The organism is Desulfacinum infernum DSM 9756 (assembly GCF_900129305.1).
Lineage (GTDB): Bacteria > Desulfobacterota > Syntrophobacteria > Syntrophobacterales > DSM-9756 > Desulfacinum > Desulfacinum infernum.
In genome coordinates this window covers 77,190-93,949 of the sequence record NZ_FQVB01000018.1, presented here as the reverse complement: position 1 = coordinate 93,949, position 16,760 = coordinate 77,190, and the positions used below count along the sequence as shown (strand labels likewise).

At 61.4% G+C, this 16,760-nt stretch carries 19 protein-coding genes and 3 tRNA genes; 12 read left to right on the top strand and 10 right to left on the bottom strand.

Annotated elements, in window-relative coordinates:
* The 5 genes from tuf to BUB04_RS10290 form a co-directional block, all read right to left on the bottom strand.
* A complete protein-coding gene (tuf, locus tag BUB04_RS10310; protein ID WP_073037120.1) occupies positions 1-1,194 on the bottom strand; it encodes an elongation factor Tu in 1,194 nt (397 codons plus the stop codon).
* 146 nt (positions 1,195-1,340) lie between these two features.
* Positions 1,341-1,417, bottom strand: a tRNA-Thr gene (locus BUB04_RS10305).
* Positions 1,418-1,587: 170 nt separating this feature from the next.
* Positions 1,588-1,672 (bottom strand) — tRNA-Tyr (locus BUB04_RS10300).
* Positions 1,673-1,778: 106 nt separating this feature from the next.
* Positions 1,779-1,853, bottom strand: a tRNA-Thr gene (locus BUB04_RS10295).
* 78 nt (positions 1,854-1,931) lie between these two features.
* Positions 1,932-2,642 carry a TVP38/TMEM64 family protein gene (locus BUB04_RS10290; protein ID WP_073039026.1) on the bottom strand — a complete coding sequence of 237 codons (711 nt, stop codon included), beginning with the start codon at positions 2,640-2,642 and terminating at the stop codon, positions 1,932-1,934.
* Between the two features lie 280 nt (positions 2,643-2,922).
* On the opposite strand from BUB04_RS10290, the gene BUB04_RS10285 reads away from it, so the two are divergent.
* From BUB04_RS10285 to rlmB, 10 genes are all read left to right on the top strand, one after another.
* Positions 2,923-3,900: a DMT family transporter gene (locus tag BUB04_RS10285; RefSeq protein WP_178371964.1), complete on the top strand. Its 978-nt coding sequence runs from the start codon at positions 2,923-2,925 to the stop codon at positions 3,898-3,900.
* 151 nt (positions 3,901-4,051) lie between these two features.
* On the top strand, positions 4,052-4,354 hold the full coding sequence (locus BUB04_RS10280) for a YggT family protein (RefSeq protein ID WP_073039022.1): 303 nt from the start codon (positions 4,052-4,054) through the stop codon (positions 4,352-4,354).
* Between the two features lie 31 nt (positions 4,355-4,385).
* Complete coding sequence (locus BUB04_RS10275) at positions 4,386-4,877, top strand: DivIVA domain-containing protein (RefSeq protein WP_073039021.1); 492 nt, start codon at positions 4,386-4,388, stop codon at positions 4,875-4,877.
* An 18-nt stretch (positions 4,878-4,895) separates the two neighbouring features.
* Positions 4,896-5,066 (top strand): Trm112 family protein, encoded by a 171-nt coding sequence (locus tag BUB04_RS10270; protein ID WP_073039019.1) that lies wholly within the window; start codon positions 4,896-4,898, stop codon positions 5,064-5,066.
* Positions 5,063-6,100, top strand: coding sequence for a D-glycero-beta-D-manno-heptose-7-phosphate kinase (rfaE1, locus tag BUB04_RS10265; protein WP_218588423.1), 1,038 nt, complete (start codon positions 5,063-5,065; stop codon positions 6,098-6,100). Before BUB04_RS10270 ends, rfaE1 begins: the two co-directional genes overlap by 4 nt.
* Positions 6,097-6,663, top strand: coding sequence for a DUF4416 family protein (locus BUB04_RS10260; RefSeq protein WP_073039018.1), 567 nt, complete (start codon positions 6,097-6,099; stop codon positions 6,661-6,663). The genes rfaE1 and BUB04_RS10260 overlap by 4 nt, the downstream gene beginning before the upstream one ends.
* Positions 6,660-7,547 carry a YicC/YloC family endoribonuclease gene (locus tag BUB04_RS10255; protein ID WP_073039016.1) on the top strand — a complete coding sequence of 296 codons (888 nt, stop codon included), beginning with the start codon at positions 6,660-6,662 and terminating at the stop codon, positions 7,545-7,547. The genes BUB04_RS10260 and BUB04_RS10255 overlap by 4 nt, the downstream gene beginning before the upstream one ends.
* A 9-nt stretch (positions 7,548-7,556) precedes the next feature.
* A complete protein-coding gene (remA, locus tag BUB04_RS10250; protein ID WP_073039014.1) occupies positions 7,557-7,838 on the top strand; it encodes an extracellular matrix/biofilm regulator RemA in 282 nt (93 codons plus the stop codon).
* A gap of 1 nt (position 7,839) precedes the next feature.
* A complete protein-coding gene (gene gmk, locus BUB04_RS10245; RefSeq protein WP_073039012.1) occupies positions 7,840-8,460 on the top strand; it encodes a guanylate kinase in 621 nt (206 codons plus the stop codon).
* Between the two features lie 35 nt (positions 8,461-8,495).
* Positions 8,496-9,263: a 23S rRNA (guanosine(2251)-2'-O)-methyltransferase RlmB gene (rlmB, locus tag BUB04_RS10240; protein WP_073039010.1), complete on the top strand. Its 768-nt coding sequence runs from the start codon at positions 8,496-8,498 to the stop codon at positions 9,261-9,263.
* 318 nt (positions 9,264-9,581) lie between these two features.
* Here rlmB and BUB04_RS10235 read toward each other — a convergent pair whose 3' ends face one another.
* The 3 genes from BUB04_RS10235 to BUB04_RS10225 are packed head-to-tail and all read right to left on the bottom strand — an operon-like array spanning position 9,582 to position 11,719.
* Complete coding sequence (locus tag BUB04_RS10235; RefSeq protein ID WP_073039007.1) at positions 9,582-10,277, bottom strand: YggS family pyridoxal phosphate-dependent enzyme; 696 nt, start codon at positions 10,275-10,277, stop codon at positions 9,582-9,584.
* Positions 10,278-10,309: 32 nt separating this feature from the next.
* Positions 10,310-10,891: a Maf family protein gene (locus tag BUB04_RS10230; protein ID WP_218588422.1), complete on the bottom strand. Its 582-nt coding sequence runs from the start codon at positions 10,889-10,891 to the stop codon at positions 10,310-10,312.
* Between the two features lie 18 nt (positions 10,892-10,909).
* Positions 10,910-11,719, bottom strand: coding sequence for a TatD family hydrolase (locus tag BUB04_RS10225; protein ID WP_178371963.1), 810 nt, complete (start codon positions 11,717-11,719; stop codon positions 10,910-10,912).
* A 403-nt stretch (positions 11,720-12,122) separates the two neighbouring features.
* Between BUB04_RS10225 and BUB04_RS10220 the strand changes: the two genes are divergently transcribed.
* Positions 12,123-14,336: a vitamin B12-dependent ribonucleotide reductase gene (locus BUB04_RS10220; RefSeq protein WP_073039034.1), complete on the top strand. Its 2,214-nt coding sequence runs from the start codon at positions 12,123-12,125 to the stop codon at positions 14,334-14,336.
* A gap of 24 nt (positions 14,337-14,360) precedes the next feature.
* Positions 14,361-15,047: a deoxyribonuclease V gene (nfi, locus tag BUB04_RS10215; protein ID WP_073039001.1), complete on the top strand. Its 687-nt coding sequence runs from the start codon at positions 14,361-14,363 to the stop codon at positions 15,045-15,047.
* Between the two features lie 157 nt (positions 15,048-15,204).
* On the opposite strand, the gene BUB04_RS10210 is transcribed toward nfi, so the two are convergent.
* Both BUB04_RS10210 and BUB04_RS10205 read right to left on the bottom strand, forming a co-directional pair.
* Complete coding sequence (locus BUB04_RS10210) at positions 15,205-15,978, bottom strand: alpha/beta hydrolase family protein (protein WP_143156442.1); 774 nt, start codon at positions 15,976-15,978, stop codon at positions 15,205-15,207.
* A 16-nt stretch (positions 15,979-15,994) separates the two neighbouring features.
* The gene (locus BUB04_RS10205; protein WP_073038994.1) at positions 15,995-16,687 is read right to left on the bottom strand and encodes a class I SAM-dependent methyltransferase; all 693 of its coding nucleotides are present in this window, start codon (positions 16,685-16,687) and stop codon (positions 15,995-15,997) included.
* Between the last annotated feature and the right edge of the window lie 73 nt (positions 16,688-16,760).

Below are 16,760 nucleotides of genomic sequence, written 5' to 3'. Positions count from 1 at the left end.
CTACTCGATGATGTCGGTGACGACGCCGGCCCCCACGGTGCGTCCGCCTTCGCGGATGGCGAAGCGAAGCTCCTTTTCCAAGGCCACCGGGGCGATCAGGTGCACTTCCATGTTCACGTTGTCGCCCGGCATCACCATCTCCACGCCCTCGGGAAGCGTCACCACGCCCGTCACGTCCGTGGTCCGGAAATAAAACTGCGGACGGTACCCCGGGAAAAACGGCGTATGACGGCCGCCTTCTTCCTTCTTCAAAACGTACACTTCCGCCTTGAACTTCGTATGCGGCGTGATGCTCCCCGGCTTGGCCACCACCTGACCGCGCTCCACCTCGTCGCGCTTGATCCCGCGAAGCAGCAGACCCACGTTGTCGCCCGCCTCTCCGCGGTCCAGCGTCTTGCGGAACATCTCCACGCCCGTGCACACCGTCTTGGTGGTCGGCCGAAAGCCCACGATCTCCACTTCCTCACCCACCGTGATCGCCCCGCGCTCCACGCGACCCGTCACCACCGTGCCGCGGCCGCTGATGGAAAAGACATCCTCGATGGGCATCAGGAACGGCTTGTCCACATCCCGAACCGGATCCGGAATGTAGCTGTCCACCGCATCCATCAGCTCAAAGATGCACGCCGCCTCCGGGCTCTCCGGATCATCCGACTCCAGAGCCTTCAGAGCCGAACCCTTCACGATCGGCACATCGTCTCCCGGAAATCCGTACTTGCTCAAAAGCTCCCGAAGCTCCAGCTCCACCAGCTCGATGAGCTCCGGATCGTCCACCATGTCCACCTTGTTCAGAAACACCACGATGTTGGGCACACCCACCTGACGGGCCAGCAAAATGTGCTCCCGCGTCTGCGGCATGGGACCGTCGTCGGCCGCCACCACCAAAATGGCCCCGTCCATCTGCGCCGCACCCGTGATCATGTTCTTGATGTAGTCCGCGTGACCCGGACAGTCCACGTGGGCATAGTGACGCTTGTCCGTCTCGTATTCCACGTGCGCCGTCGCAATCGTGATCCCGCGCTCGCGCTCCTCCGGTGCCTTGTCGATCTGATCGAACGGCACAAACTCCGCCTTGCCCCGAAGTGCCAGCTGCTTGGTGATCGCCGCCGTCAACGTCGTCTTCCCATGGTCGATGTGACCAATGGTCCCCACGTTCACATGCGGCTTCGTCCGCTCAAACTTCTTCTTCGCCATCGCGCTTCCTCCTCACCTCATTGACTGCAAAACTCAATACGCAACAGACAAGATCCAAGCCCGCCAAAGGTCGGATTTCACGACAGCACACTGCAGGGAATGGATGCGGCAGAGTTCGGCCCAAAGAATTGGAAGGCAAAAAAAAATGGAGCCCACGACCGGGCTCGAACCGGTGAACCTCTTCCTTACCAAGGAAGTGCTCTACCTCCTGAGCTACGTGGGCCCATCCTTCACTGGGCGGAGATGCATGACGGGATTGTGCTCGAATTACGGGAACCTCTCCATGCCGGCACTGCGCGCGCTATCAGCACCGTTTTGGTCCCGGCGATTCCATGTAGTTCGAACGACAATGGCCCGCTCGCGCTGCCACCATCTCCTACATGTGTGGAAGTTTGGTGGAGAGGGGAGGATTCGAACCTCCGAAGGCTTCGCCGGCAGATTTACAGTCTGCTCCCTTTGGCCACTCGGGAACCTCTCCACAACTTCGCGCCCTTGTGCCTTCTTCCGGGCCGCAAAGGCGCCCCTAGCTATCACAGGCTTTTTTGAAAAGCAAGCAAAAATTTGACCGCCTGCTTCGGCTCATCTGGAGCTGGCGATGGGATTCGAACCCGCAACCTGCTGATTACAAATCAGCTGCTCTACCGTTGAGCTACGCCAGCCCATTCGAGCTCTCCTTTATAGCAGCGGTTCCGGTTCCCTGTCAAGCACTGGAATCAAAAATGAACCACCCCTCTGGGCTATTCCTGTTGCGGCTCGCCCCGCAGCCTCTTCACCACCACCGGAATGAAGAACGAGCCCGCAAAAAGCGCCAAGGACAGCAGAACCTTGGGAGTCAGCAAGGCTTCCCAGCGTCCGCTCGCCCAGATCTCTTTGAGGGTCCCGATAAAGAAGGTGAAGATGAAGGTCCCCACCAGGATGCCGATCCCCGTACCGGCCAGATAGTCAACAAAACGGATCTTTGTGAGGCCCAGGCCGAAGTTCAGGGGCGTGAAGGGGAAATAGATGAGCCGAAGGTAGAGCACCGTAGCAAATCCGTTTCGTTCGATGGCCTCATCGTACCTGCGGAGCCGGTCCCCGATGAGACTCGCCGCAAAGTCCCGGCCCAGCGTTCGAGCGATCCAGAAGGCCGCCGCCGCTCCCAGCATGGCCCCCACCCACACATAGACAAACCCCCAATAGGGTCCGAAGATCACGGCCCCCAGACCCGTAAGCACCGTGCCGGGGACAAACAGGCAAACCCCCACCGCGTAGATCCCCACAAAGAAGATGGGAGCCCAAAGACCGGCCTCCGTGAGCACCCGCTCCAGGGAGGCGGGATCCAGGTAATCACCGAGCGCTGTGTGGCGCACCCCGTAGACGGCCCCCGCAATGAAGAGCAAAAAAACAGCAGCCTTGAGGACGGTGCCGGCCAGCGGTTTTCTCCCAATGGGTACGGGCGTCTTTTCCATGCCATCCTCCCTTGCCTCAATCATCGCTCTTATGGCGCCCCACCCTTCCATCAGGCCCGTGGATTCGCCCGAAAGAAACCTTGACACGGCTTCCCCCAAGACGGCAAATGTTTTCGCCCGCAACCGTCGCGAGATTGCATGGCCTATGAAGGAAAACCGCGAATGAACGCCGATGGCAATGATCGAAAAGAGGGGGGACAGCGCCCCGGTGCAGACTTTTTCATCCGCGAGGGGTGGAACAAAAGCCACCATGGCCGCTAGGCAGGACCAAGGAGATCCCATGAGACGCCCCCGCTCAGATTCCCGAACCCGGCTCGCCCCGGCAGCAGCTCAGGGGGAACAGAGCCACGAACGGCCCTCTCTTCTTATGTTGTGCGCCGTCATCGGCCTCGGGATCCTTGCCATTTCCTTCGCCTCCATTCTCATCCGCTTCGCCGAAGCACCGTCCCTTGCCATTGCCACCTATCGGGTCACCTTGGCCGCCCTGGTTCTCTTGCCCAGGCTCCTTTGGTCCTCCGTGAGCGATCCAGCCCGTCCTGCATTTTCGGGCCCGTGGAAGCTCCTGACTCTCTCCGGCCTTTTTCTTGCCTTCCACTTCGTCTTTTGGATCGAATCGCTTCAGAAAACGAGCGTGGCCAGTTCCGTTATGCTGGTCAGCACCAGCCCCCTTTTTACCGCCCTCTTCTCCGCTGCTCTGTTCAAGGAAAGGCCGCGCCCCTGGCTTTGGGTCGGCCTTGCGGCCTGCCTGGCCGGAAGCGCCATCGTGACCGGCTTTGACTTTCAATCCCGGAACGAATCGTTCACCGGCGATCTCCTGGCCATCCTGGGTGCGTTGATGGCGAGCGGATATCTGCTGGCGGGGCGCGCTGCAAGGCCCCACATGCCCCTCGTATCCTACCTGGTGGGAACCTATGGAACGGCCGCTCTGACTTTACTGGCCCTGGCCTTCATCACCCGAACTCCCCTGACCGGCTTTACGCCCACGACCTACGGCGCGCTGATCCTCTTGGCCCTTGTGCCCCAATTGTTGGGCCACTCTTCCTTCAACTGGGCCCTGCGCCACCTTTCGGCCACCGCCGTGGCCGTCCTCACCCTGGGGGAGCCCATCGGGGCCTCCCTTCTGGCCTTTCTAATCCTGGGAGAAACCGTCGGTCCCTCCACTGCTTTCGGGTTGGCTCTTCTGGGAGGGGGGATCCTGGCAGGATCTCTGGCCATCCCCGCCGCCCCGCCGCAACCCGTCCTGGCTCCAGACGAATAAGGGGAGCCCCGGCCACGGAATCCGGCGATTTCTTCCGATTCGGCATATTCATTGACACCTTCGCCCAAAAACTGTAGTTATCGGGCGATGATGTGGTCGGACGACCGCCGTCCGCCCCCAACCAGTTCCCGACAGGAAAGGGCCTGAAGCCATGTTCGTCTTGAGCAACCTGCTGTTCGCGCTGGCACGAATCCTCGATATCGTCTTCACTGCCTACATGTGGATCATCATCGCCCGAGCCATTCTCTCCTGGGTCAACCCGGATCCGTACAATCCCATTGTTCGCTTTCTTTACAGCATCACGGAACCGGTTCTCTATGCCATCCGGCGAAGGATTCCAGCCTTTTTCGGAGGGATCGACTTCTCTCCCATGATTGTCATCCTGATCCTGATCTTCCTTCAGAACTTCCTGGTTCCGTCCTTGAGGGAAATGGCCCTTGTGTTGAGGACCTGAAGGAACCCGCCTCTGGAGAAAGGAGGCTTGGATGGAGTGGACGCCACTGGATATCGAAAACAAGCGGTTTCGCACGGCCTGGCGGGGGTATGACCGGCGCGAGGTGGAACTGTTCCTGCATCAGCTGGCCGAGGACCTCCACCGGCTCCAACTGGATCGAAAGGAGCTGGAAAAGGAACTGCAGCAGCTCCGAAAGGAGAATGCCGAACACCGGGATCGCGAAAAGGCCATTCGCAACGTGCTCTTCAATGCCCAGAAGGCCACCGAACAGATCAAGGCCAATGCGGAAAAGGAGGCCAAGCTCATTTTGGCGGATGCGGAGCTCAAGGCCGAAAAGATCCTGCAGACGGCCCACCAGCGACTGGCCCAGCTTCACGAGGACATTCATGAACTCAAGCGCCAGCGCACCCAGCTCGAAACCAAGCTCCGTTCCACCATCGAAACCTACCGGCAGCTCCTGGACATGGAAAAGGAAGACAACGAAGGGGATATAGAGAACAAGGTCAAGTTTCTCAACCGCTAGAAAGGATCCCGAAAGGTCATGGGTATCAGTCAAGAATTGCTCGACATCCTGGCATGTCCCAAATGCAAAAGCCCCGTTCGCCTCAATGAGGCGGAAGACGGGCTCATCTGCGACCAATGCCGGCTTCTTTACGAGATCCGAGACGGCATTCCCATCATGCTCATCGACGAAGCCAAGCCCCTCTCGTGAATCGTCCGGCCATGATCGCCTTGCCCGCCCAACTCGCCGATCGCACGCCCCAGCTCATCGCCGGCATAGAACATTTCCCGGGTCGCCGCGTTCTCGTCATCGGAGACGTGATGCTGGATGTGTTCATCTGGGGGGAGGTTCAACGGATCTCTCCAGAGGCCCCGGTTCCCGTCGTGGAGGTGCGCCGAGAGACACAGTTGTTGGGTGGCGCCGCCAACGTGGTGCACAACATCGCTTCCTTGGGGGGGCAGCCCGCCTTGGTGGGAATGATCGGAGATGACGCCGCCGGCCGCGAACTCCTGCGTCAACTGGAAGATCTGCAGATCGCAACCTCGGGCCTCGTGAAGGTCCCCGGACGCCCCACCATTCAGAAGACCCGCATCATCGCCCACCATCAGCAGGTGGTTCGATTCGACCGGGAAGATCCCCGCCCGGCGGACCCGCAAGTGTACGGACAAGCCCTCGACGCCCTGTCGGCCCATTTTCCCGGAACGGACGTGGTGGTGGTTTCGGATTACGGCAAGGGTTTGATCACCTCCCAACTGATGGCAGCCGTTCGGGATCTGGCGGCCCGGCATCATGTGCCGGTCCTGGTCGATCCCAAGGTCCGCAACGCCGCCTGCTACCGGGGAGCGGATCTGATCACCCCGAACAGCGCCGAGGCTTCGGCCATGTCCGGTGTCTCCATTTCCGACGAAGAAACCCTCTTGATGGCGGGCCGGAATCTCCTGGACCGCTTGGAGTGCCGAAGAGTGCTCATCACGAGAGGCCCCGACGGCATGAGCCTGTTCGAACGGGACGCGGCTCCCTTTCACATCCCCACGGTTGCCCGAAAGGTCTTCGACGTCACGGGTGCCGGAGATACGGTGATCGCCACCATGGCCCTGGCCTTGGCGGCGGGGCTGGAGGTGAGAGACGCCGCCATTTTGGCCAATGCGGCCGCAGGCATCGTGGTGGGCGAAGTGGGAACCGCCACGGTTCGGGCGGAGCAACTGATCCGGGCGCTGACGGACGGACAGCGGGGGCGGTCGTGAGCGTTCCATCCCCCCCCAGGCCGTGCAAGCTGGTCTTCGGACTGCTTCTGGCCGCAGGTCAGGACAAGGGGCCCGTGCTGGCCGCCCTGCAGGATCCTTTCGGCCCCTTGGACTTCGTGAGCCGACCGCAGCCCTTCACCTTCACTTCCTACTACGAAAAGGAGATGGGGCCCGGCATCTTGAGATGTTTCGGAAGCTTCGAGCGCCTGGTGGATCCCGGGGATCTTCCCGCGATCAAGCTGGCCACCAACCAGATCGAAAAGACCCTGGCGGATCGGGGGCGCCGGCGTGCCAACATCGACCCCGGAATCTTGAGCGAGGAACGCCTGGTTCTGGCAACGGGCAAGAACTACACCCACCGGATCTACTTGAGGGACGGCATCTACGCGGACCTCACGCTGCTTTTCCAGAAAGGATGCTACCGCCCCCTGCCCTGGACCTATCCGGATTACGCCGACCGGGAAGCCCGGTACCTGTTCGGCCTGCTCCGGGGGCTTCTGCTCATGCAGCGCGGAGGGTCGATCCCCACCCACAAGAGTCTGCTCATGGAGGAGATGGATTGATACGAAGCATGACCGGTTACGGCAAAGGGATCGCCGAAGGGGATCTCTATCGCGTCCAGGTGGAACTGCGCAGCGTCAATGGAAAACACCTGGATCTGATCGTGCGACTCCCCAAGAACCTCCTGGAGCTGGAAGATGTCGTCCGGGATGAGGTGAGAAGCCGGCTGCAGCGGGGCCGCGTGGAGGCCTTCATTCAGGTAGAGCCGCTGGTCGCCCAACTGAAGGCCCCTCGGATCAACGCGGTCTTGGCCCGCTATTACTGGCAGGACCTGCAGCAGCTCCACCTGTCCCTGCCGGGTTCCGAACCTCCGCGACTGGAACATCTTCTACGGATGCCCGGCCTCTTCGAAAGTCCGGACGAATCCCACGACGTGAAGCAATTGGGCCTTACACTGCGCCAAGCCACGCAGACCGCCCTTGAGCAGCTTGTGGGGATGAGGTCGCAGGAGGGAAGCGCCCTGGCCCGGGACATCCTGGAACGAGTGGGGGCAATCGAGAAAGACGCGGCGCTTGTGGCCGAGCGCCAAAATGCGGTGCAGGAAGAGCTGGCCGGGAAACTCAAGCAAAAAATCCAGACGCTCCTCCAGGATCTGGGAGGCGACTTGGACGAGAACAGGCTGCTTCAGGAGGTCGCCTACATGCTGGACCGGATGGACATCAACGAGGAATTGGTTCGTCTTCAAAGCCACTTGGGCCAGATCCGCGACCTGATCAGCGGGGACGGCGCCGCCGAAGGACGCCGGCTGGACTTCCTCACCCAGGAGCTCCATCGGGAGGTCAACACCATTGGATCCAAGACCAACGATCTGGGCATTTCTCAGGCCGTGGTTCGCATGAAAAACGAGATCGGCAAGTTAAAAGAACAGGTGCAAAACATCGAGTGAGGACGCCCCATGGAGATCAAACTACTCAACATCGGATTCGGAAACACGGTGGTGGCCAACCGCATCGTGGCCATCGTTTCCCCCAGCTCCGCCCCCATGAAACGCCTGAAGGAGGACGCCAAACAGGCCAACAAACTGATCGATGCCACCATGGGGCGCCGCACCCGGTCCATCATCATTACGGACAGCGACCATGTGATCCTGTCCGGGGTTCAGGCCGAGACCATCGCCCAGCGCCTGTTGCAGGATCACGGCAACCGGGAAGCCCCGTCGGCCAAGGGTGCCAAATAGCATGAACGGAAAACCTTCGGGCCACCTTTTCGTGATTTCCGCTCCTTCCGGTGTGGGCAAGACAACCCTGTTGAAGCGAGTCCTGGAAACCGTGCCGGACCTGCGCTATTCGGTTTCCTGCACCACGCGGCCGCCGCGGCCCGGCGAAGAGCACGGCCGGGACTATTTCTTCTTGAGCCAAGACGAGTTCGAAGAGGGCGTTCGCACCGGGCGCTTCCTGGAATGGGCTCTCGTTCACGGCCGCTACTACGGCACCGATGGCAGGATCGTCCATGAATGGCTCCAGGAAGGCTGGGACGTGATCCTGGAGATCGACGTGCAAGGCGCCCGCCAGGTCCGAGCCCACCACCCGTCGGCCACGACCATCTTCATCCTTCCCCCTTCCATGGGGGTCTTGCGACAGCGCCTTCAGGGCCGAGGCACCGAGTCCCCCGAGCAACTGGAACTTCGGCTGAAAGCGGCGTTTTCGGAACTGCAGGAGGCACCGTGGTACGACTACCTCATCGTCAACGACGTCCTGGACGCGGCCGTCCAGGACCTGGTGTCCGTATTCCGGGCTTCCCGCTGTCAACGCCTGCGATCGGCCCATGTGCTCCAGTCCCTTCTGAAGGCCCCGGCCTAAGCCCCACGTCGAGGAATCGCACCATCGAGGCCCCCATGATGGAAAAGAAACCCAGCCGCCACCAAGACCCTTTGTGGATCTATGGGGTCAATCCCGCACGGGAGTTCCTCTTCGCCCACGGGGGCCTGGTCCGGGAGGTGCTTCACAGCCGGGAAGATGCGCGGGTCCGAGAGATCGTGGACGCAGCCCGTGAAAATGGGATTCCCGTCCATTGGGTGGACAAGAGAGCCCTTTCGCAGACCCTGGGCCACGGCAACCACCAGGGCATAGCGCTCCGCGTGAGCCACTTCCCCTACGCGGACCTGGAAAACCTGCTGATTGAAACCGAAGCCGCCGCCCGCCCTTGGCTCCTGCTCGATTGCATCCAGGACCCGCAGAACCTGGGAGCCATCCTTCGAAGCGCCTGCTTCCTCGGAATTTCCCACGTGGTCCTGCCCAAGGATCGATCTGCTCTCATCACGCCGGCCGCCTTCAAAGCCGCGGCCGGCGCGCCGGCTCACCTGACCATTGCTCTTGTGACCAATCTGGCACGCGCCATGGACCGACTGAAGGAGGCGGGCCTCTGGCTCGTGGGTCTCGATCTGGAGGGCCAGGTCTCCCTCTTTGACGTGGATCTATCCGTGCCGGTGGGGCTGGTGGTGGGGAACGAACACAGCGGCCTACGCGCCCTTGTGAAGAAAAAATGCGATATTCTGGCCAAGATCCCCGCGATGGGACCGGTGCAGTCCCTGAACGCGGCCGCCGCCGCCTCCATCGCCCTGGCCGAAGCGGTTCGCCAACGCCTTAAAGCCTCCCGGGACTGATACGCCCCCCGAAGGGCGCTCTTCCACCCCTACCCCCATCATGGACAGTCTGGAACAACGAAGAATTCTAGGAGCTCGTCCGCGAGCGGGTTTCCTGCATCAACCCAAAAGGAATCCGTCTTCTTTCGTAGCCGCGGGGCTTTAGCCCCGCGAAAAGAGGTTATCCAAACCCGATGAAGTGGCAGGCAATAGCCGATGGTCCCTGCGACGCCCGGGGATTCCTCCGCAGCCCTAGAGGGCTGCGCTACGAGAAAAGCGGGCTTGCTTGGCGTTTTCCGATAAGCTGCCAGAGCCGTTCTGAAATTGTCGGGCAACGTCCTAAGACAGGCGGGGCCCGAAGAGCGCGGTTCCGACGCGCACCATGGTGGCACCCTCTTCGATGGCCACTTCGAAGTCGTGGCTCATGCCCATGGAAAGCTCCGTGAGCCGCTCCGGCTCGGACGCCCTGTCCCGAAGCACCTCGAGAAGCCGACGCAGCTGCCTGAAATAGGGCCGCACCTCTTCCGGGTCTTCCAAATAAGGCGGAAGCGTCATGAGGCCCCTCACCTCCAGGCAGCTCATTCGGCTCACCTCCTCAAAAAGATCGGGGAGATCCTCGGGATCCACCCCCGCCTTGGTCTCCTCGCCGCCCAAATGGACCTGAAGCAGCACCGGCATAGACTTCCCCAGCGCTTCGGCCCTCCGGTCGATCTCCCGGGCGAGCTTCACCCGGTCCACCGTCTGGATCCAATGGAAATGGGGAACCGCCTGTCTCACCTTGTTCGTCTGCAGGTGTCCGATAAAGTGCCACTCCAGGTTCAAGTCCCCCAACGAGTCCATCTTGCCAAGGGCCTCCTGGACGTAGTTCTCCCCGAAGACGTTCAGTCCCACGGCGGCCGCCTGGCGTATCCTCTCCGGAGCGACCGTCTTGGATACCGCGATAAGCCGGACCGAACCCGGATCGCGGTCCGCCCGCCCACAGGCATTTCGGATACGATCCCGGATCCGCTGCAGATTCTCCCTTATTGCGTCCATGGCTCCTCCCAGTCCCCTTTGGAGTTCCGCCCTCAGGCCGACGGCTCAATCACGCCGTGCTTCATCAACAGATCCACCGTTTCCGCCAAGGGAAGGCCCACCACATTGGTGTAGGATCCGTGCACCCGTTGTACCAGAAAGGCTCCCACCCCCTGGATGCCGTACGCCCCCGCCTTGTCCATGGGCTCTCCGGTCTTCACGTAGGCCCGGATTTCCCCATCCTTCAAATCGCGGAAAGAAACCTGCGTACGCACGGCCTGGGTTTGGAAAAAACCGCGGCCCCGATGAGCCAGGCTTACGGCCGTCAGTACCTCATGGGTCCGGCCGCTCAGTTGGCGGAGCATTTCCTCCGCATCCTTCTCGTCCGCCGGTTTGCCGAACACCTTGCCTCCCAACACCACAATGGTGTCCGCCGCCAGCACCCACGCTTCGGGAAACCTCGTGGAGATCTCCCGGGCCTTGGAAGCGGCCAGAGCCCGAACGCCCTCGTCGGGATGATCGCCGATGGGGGGTTCCTCCACACGGCTGGGCACGATCTGAAACCGCAGGCCCAAGCCGGCAAGAAGTTCCCGACGGCGGGGGGAGGCCGAGGCCAGAATGAGGGCTTCTTTCATCCGATACATATCCTTCCCCTATCCTGCCCGCTGTTCCAGTCCGAGAACCTTGTAGGCGTTCCGGGTGGTGGCCCGGGCCACCGTCTCAAGGGGACAACCTCTCAGCTCGGCGATTCGGTGCGCCGTATACCGAACCAGAGCGGGTTCGTTGGGCTTGCCGCGAAACGGTACTGGCGTGAGGAAGGGAGCGTCCGTCTCCACCAGGAGGCGCTCCAGGGGAGCCTTTTGGACCACTTCCTGCTGCGCGACGGCGTTTTTGTAGGTCACCGTTCCGGGGATGGAGAGATAAAATCCCAGGTCCAGTGCCTTTTTCGCCACCGGCCAGTCCCCGGAAAAACAGTGGAGCACGCTGGGTACAAGTTTGGGCACCCAGGGCATCACCTCCCGGAAAAAGTCTTCGAAGGCATCCCGGATATGAAAAACCGCGGGAAGCTTCATCTCCGCCGCCAGCTCAAGCTGCTGGCCGAAACATCGCCGTTGGACGGGCCTGGGCTGTCGATCCCGGAAATAGTCCAGCCCCATTTCTCCCAGCGCCACCACTTTGGGGTTTCGTGCCAACGCGGCCATCTCCTCCAGATCCCGCTCCCCCAGTTCCCGCGCGCCATGGGGGTGAAGGCCCACGGTGGCGAAGACAAAGGGATATTCCCCGCTCAATGAGACCGCCTTTTGGCTGCTGGCTCGATCGATGCCCACCGTGACGATTCGATCCACCCCGGCCTGGGCGCAACGGCGGAAGACTCCTTTCAGATCCTGAATGAGTTCGGGAAAGTCCAAGTGGGCGTGGGTATCCACCAGCAAGACTTCATCCATGCCTTTTTTCGCGTCCATTCATCGACCTTTCCGATTCTAGGCTCTTCAGGCGGCGGCACGACGCCGGACCCGCCCTTCACAACCAAAGGGTTTTAGGGCACTTGGGCTTTTCGCGCAATGGTCTTCGGAAGTCAACCACCGCCCCTCGGCGCCGCGCATGCGGAATCTGCTGAACTTCTCAGTTGTTAGGCTTAACAAATGGACTTCACTTGGATAATTATGTATTGGAGCGTCGATCCTTTTCGCTTATGATGGCGCTCCATAAGATTGGATCAGGAATGCAGAAGTCTATTCACCCACTATTTGACCTGAGTGCATGGAGCAATCGATGATGATGGACGAAGGAGGCGTGCCCACGGCATCCACGGACAGCACTCCAACCGGCGATTCTTTGGCGGGCGGTCAGCCGGCCCGAATGACCATGGGAAAGACCAAGAGTTCGCGAAAAAGGACGTTACGAAAGGTGCGGCTCACCCCCAATGCGCTTCTGGTCATGCGCAAACGGTACCTGAAAAAGGATCACAAAGGGGAGCCGGCCGAGACCCCGGAGGAGCTCTTCTGGCGGGTGGCTCAGGCCATCGCGGAGGCGGACGCCAACTACGGCGCCACCGAAGAAGAGGTGGAGGAGACGGCGGTTCGCTTCTACAACCTCATGACGTCCCTCGATTTCATGCCCAATTCCCCCACCCTCATGAACGCCGGCACGGAACTGGGACAGCTTTCGGCCTGCTTCGTGCTCCCCGTGGGCGACTCCCTGGAAGAGATCTTCGAGGCGGTGAAGCATGCAGCCAAGATCCATCAGAGCGGCGGAGGCACGGGTTTTTCCTTTTCAAGACTTCGCCCCGAAGGGGATGTGGTGAAAAGCACCAACGGGGTGGCCAGCGGGCCCGTGAGCTTCATGGCCGTCTTCGACTCCGCCACGGACACCATCAAGCAGGGCGGGCGTCGACGAGGCGCCAACATGGGCATTCTGCGGGTGGATCATCCGGACATCGAACGGTTCATCACGTGCAAGCACGACAACGACCGTTTGACCAACTTCAACATCTCGGTGGCCATCACCGACGCTTTCATGAGGGCCCTGGAAGAGGACGAGGAGTACGACCTGGTCAACCCCCGGACCGGCGAAAAGATGGGCCGCCTTTCCGCCCGGAAGGTCTTTGACCGGATCGTTCAGTCGGCGTGGAAAAACGGGGAGCCGGGAGTCATCTTCATCGACACCATCAACAAAGACAATCCCACACCCCACGTGGGCCGCATCGAAAGCACCAACCCGTGCGGCGAGCAGCCTCTGCTGCCCTACGAATCCTGCAACCTGGGCTCCATCAATCTTTCCCACATGGTGAAAGACGGCGGCATCGATTACGAGCACCTGAAGGAGGTGGTCTGGGAGGCGGTCCATTTTCTGGACAACGTGATCGATGTGAACAAATACCCGCTGGCCAAGATCCGCGAGATGACCCTGGCCAACCGCAAGATCGGGCTGGGCGTCATGGGCTTTGCGGACATGCTGGTCGCCCTCGGCATTCCCTACAATTCCGAGGAGGCCGTGGAAACGGCCGAAGAGGTCATGGCCTTCATCCAAAGGGAATCCAAGGCCGCCTCCGCCGCACTGGGCAAGACCCGGGGAAACTTCCCCAACTTCAAGGGATCCGTCCACGACCCGGAAAAGGGCGGTGCCGGACCTTACATGCGGAACGCCACCACCACCACCATTGCGCCCACCGGTACCATCAGCATTCTGGCCGGGTGTTCCAGCGGTGTGGAGCCCATCTTCGCCGTCACCTTCGTTCGCAAGGTCTTGGACGGCGAGGAACTCCTGGAGGTGCATCCCCTGTTTGAGAAGGCGGCCAAGGAGAAGGGCTTCTACAGCCGGGAACTCATGAAGCGCATCGCCTCCAAGGCCAGCATCCAGGGCTTCTCCGAGATTCCCGAAGAGGTGCGCCGCGTGTTCGTGGTGGCCCATGATGTGACCCCCGAGTGGCACATCCGGATCCAGGCCGCGTTTCAAAGGCACACGGACAACGCGGTGAGCAAGACCATCAATTTTCCCAACTCGGCCACCCCGCAGGATGTCTACGACGCCTACATCCAGGCCTACAAGAGTGGGTGCAAGGGGCTGACCATCTATCGGGACGGAAGCCGGGACGTCCAGGTCCTCAACATCCAGAAAAAACCCGACTATCCCCAGGTGGAACCCCGTCCGAGGCCGGACAAGACCATCGGGGCTACGGAACGCATCAACACGGGCTGCGGAAAGCTCTACGTCACCATTAACCGGGATGAGTACGGCTTCTGCGAAGTGTTCGCTCAGATGGGCAAGGCGGGGGGCTGCGCCTATTCCCAGATCGAGGCCACCGCCCGGCTCATCTCCCTGGCCCTGCGCTCAGGCGTGCGGATCGAATCCATCATCCGCCAACTCATGGGCATCCGCTGTCCGTCCCCCGTTTGGCAAAACGGGGAGCAGATCCTTTCGTGCACCGATGCCATCGCCAAGGTGCTCAACCACCAGGCCCAGGCCAACGTGGAATCCGCCCTTCAAGAAATGGGAGCATGCCCGGATTGTGGTGCGTCCGTGGAGCACGAAGGAGGCTGCATCGTGTGCCGGGCCTGCGGATTTTCCAGGTGCGCTTAAGCCTTGCGCGTGTTGAGACGGCCCATGACCGCACCTGACCGTTCCATGGGCTCCCCTTCGCTCACACCCGCGGAAGCCATCGCCCTTCAGAAGGAGCTGGCGGGCAGGGTCGAACTTCGGCCCCTGCCCGCCCGTTTCCACGTCCTGGCGGCCGCCGATCTGTCCTACCTTCCTTCCCGAGAATTGATTGCCGTGGTCGTCACGTTTTCCTGGCCCGACTTGCAGCTCCTGGAAAAGGTGCACGTCCGCCGGCCCGTGGAATTTCCCTACGTCCCGGGGCTGCTCAGCTTCCGGGAAGCGCCCGCCCTGACGGCGGCCTTCCACCAGCTGGAGCTCCGCCCGGATGTCTTCCTTTGCGACGGCCAGGGGCTGGCACATCCCAGGCGCTTCGGGCTGGCCTGCCATGTGGGCCTGCTTCTGGACATCCCCACGGTGGGTTGCGCCAAGAAGCGCCTGTGCGGAACCCACGATCCCGTGGGAATCGAAAAGGGGTCCCGAAGTCTTCTATCGCTCGACGGCGATCCCGTGGGATACGTCTACCGCTCGCGCACCGGCGTGAAACCCATCTATGTGTCCCCGGGGCACAAGGCGGACCTGGAAAGTTCCCTCGCCTTGGTGGAAAGGTGCGTACGGCGCTATCGGATCCCCGAGCCGTTGCGGGTCGCCCACAACACGGCCACCTTGCTGCGAAGAAATCCGGAGTTTCCGTGACTTCGGGAGGTCTTTTTTAGACGTTTTCCGTAGCATGCCGACCTGACGTGCAGGAAGCCTGCCCCTGCACGTAGGACTTGATCCGTTGCGCACGGGCGGGGTTCCCTCCCCGCCCATCCAAGCGGTTTCCGCGCCAGCGGCCTTCACCGAGACGACATCAAGCACAACCCGCCTCCTGCGGTAGCAGCCATTTTCGGAACCAGTCCACGGTCACGTCCAGGAGGCGATTGCGAACCGTGTTATCCACAAACCGGTGGTCCCCCTCCTCCAAGAGCAGGATCCGCTTGGGCTCCCCAACCTTTCTGTAAATGTTCACGGCATGGGACCAGGGTACGATCTCATCGCCCATTCCGTGCACCACCAGCACGTGGGTCAAGTCGGGACTCTCCTGAACGACCGTCGGTTCCCCCAAGGGAAGCCCCAAAGGCCAAGCCGGGGACGAAGAGCGTGAGGCGGGTATGCCGGGGAAGAGCTCCGTAAGATCGTACGGAGCCGCCCAAGTGACCACGGCGCGCACCCGCTCAGAAAAGCGGGAGGCCAGAAGAAGGGACAGAAACCCGCCCAGGCTGGATCCGAAAAGCCCCACCGGTCCGGCGCAGCCCAGTTTCTCCGCCCAGCGGAGGACCTCCCCCAGGTCGCTTTGTCGGGTGGCCAGAAGGCTTTCCGCCGGGGCGCTCCGGTTGTCACCGCACCCGGTGAAATCGAAACGCAGCGCGAGCAGGCCGTTTTCGGCCAGCCGGTCGGCCGCCCCGACAAATTTCGAACTTTGCATGGAGCTCAACATCCCGTGGCAGCACACCACCACCGGGCGGGAAGGCACCCCCTGCAGCGAAGACGGCCGGGGGTGGTGCAGGACCGCCGGTATGGCTCCCCGGGGCGTGGCAATCTCCAAGCTTTCCCATAGGGTCGTCGGTTCGCTCCCTGTCAACACGGGCCCCCTCTCCGAATCAAATCTCGCTCTTTCGCCTCACGGCGTAGAGCCCCACCTCGGTCACTTCGTCGGAACCCGTCAGCCGCACCACCTTTTCCTTATATCGGAATTCCTTGACCAGCTCCGCAAAGAACCCGGGGGCTTTCAGTTGCTTGTTCTTGGCCAGGACAATGGTACCCCCCGGCGCCAGGGCCTCATCGAGAAATCGGACCAGGCTCGGATAGCTCCCGCGGTCGTAAACCACCTCAGAGCCCACAATCATGGGGTATGGTGCGGGCACCTGGGGAGAATTCCAATCGATCCGGCGCACTTCCGCCCGGTCTTCGCATCGGTTCAACAGCACGTTGGCTCGCGCAAAGAGCAGGGCATCCTCGTTCACGTCCGAGATCGTCACCCGATGGCCCTTCACGGCGGCATAGACCCCGACCACGCCGATGCCGGCGCCGATTTCCAGGATTCTCCGGTCCGGAATCACCTTCTGACTGCCGAGAAACGAAGCCAGCACGAAAGAGGCTTCCCAGACCTTGGCCCACAGGGGGAGATCGTCCAGAGAGAGGCGGTCTTGTTCCACGAGTTTTTCGATGGTGCCCTCGAAGTCGGCCAGTTGGGCGATCTTCAGGGTTTCACCTCCGATGCGAAGATCCGTCACCTCCACCTTGTATTTGGATTCAATCTGAGCCAGAACCACATCCAACGGCGTTTTGTGCACACTTATCTCCTTTTCCGTTAGAAACGACCACCCGGCACCGGCCGGCAAAACGGCCCGCCGGGCTTCGCAGGTC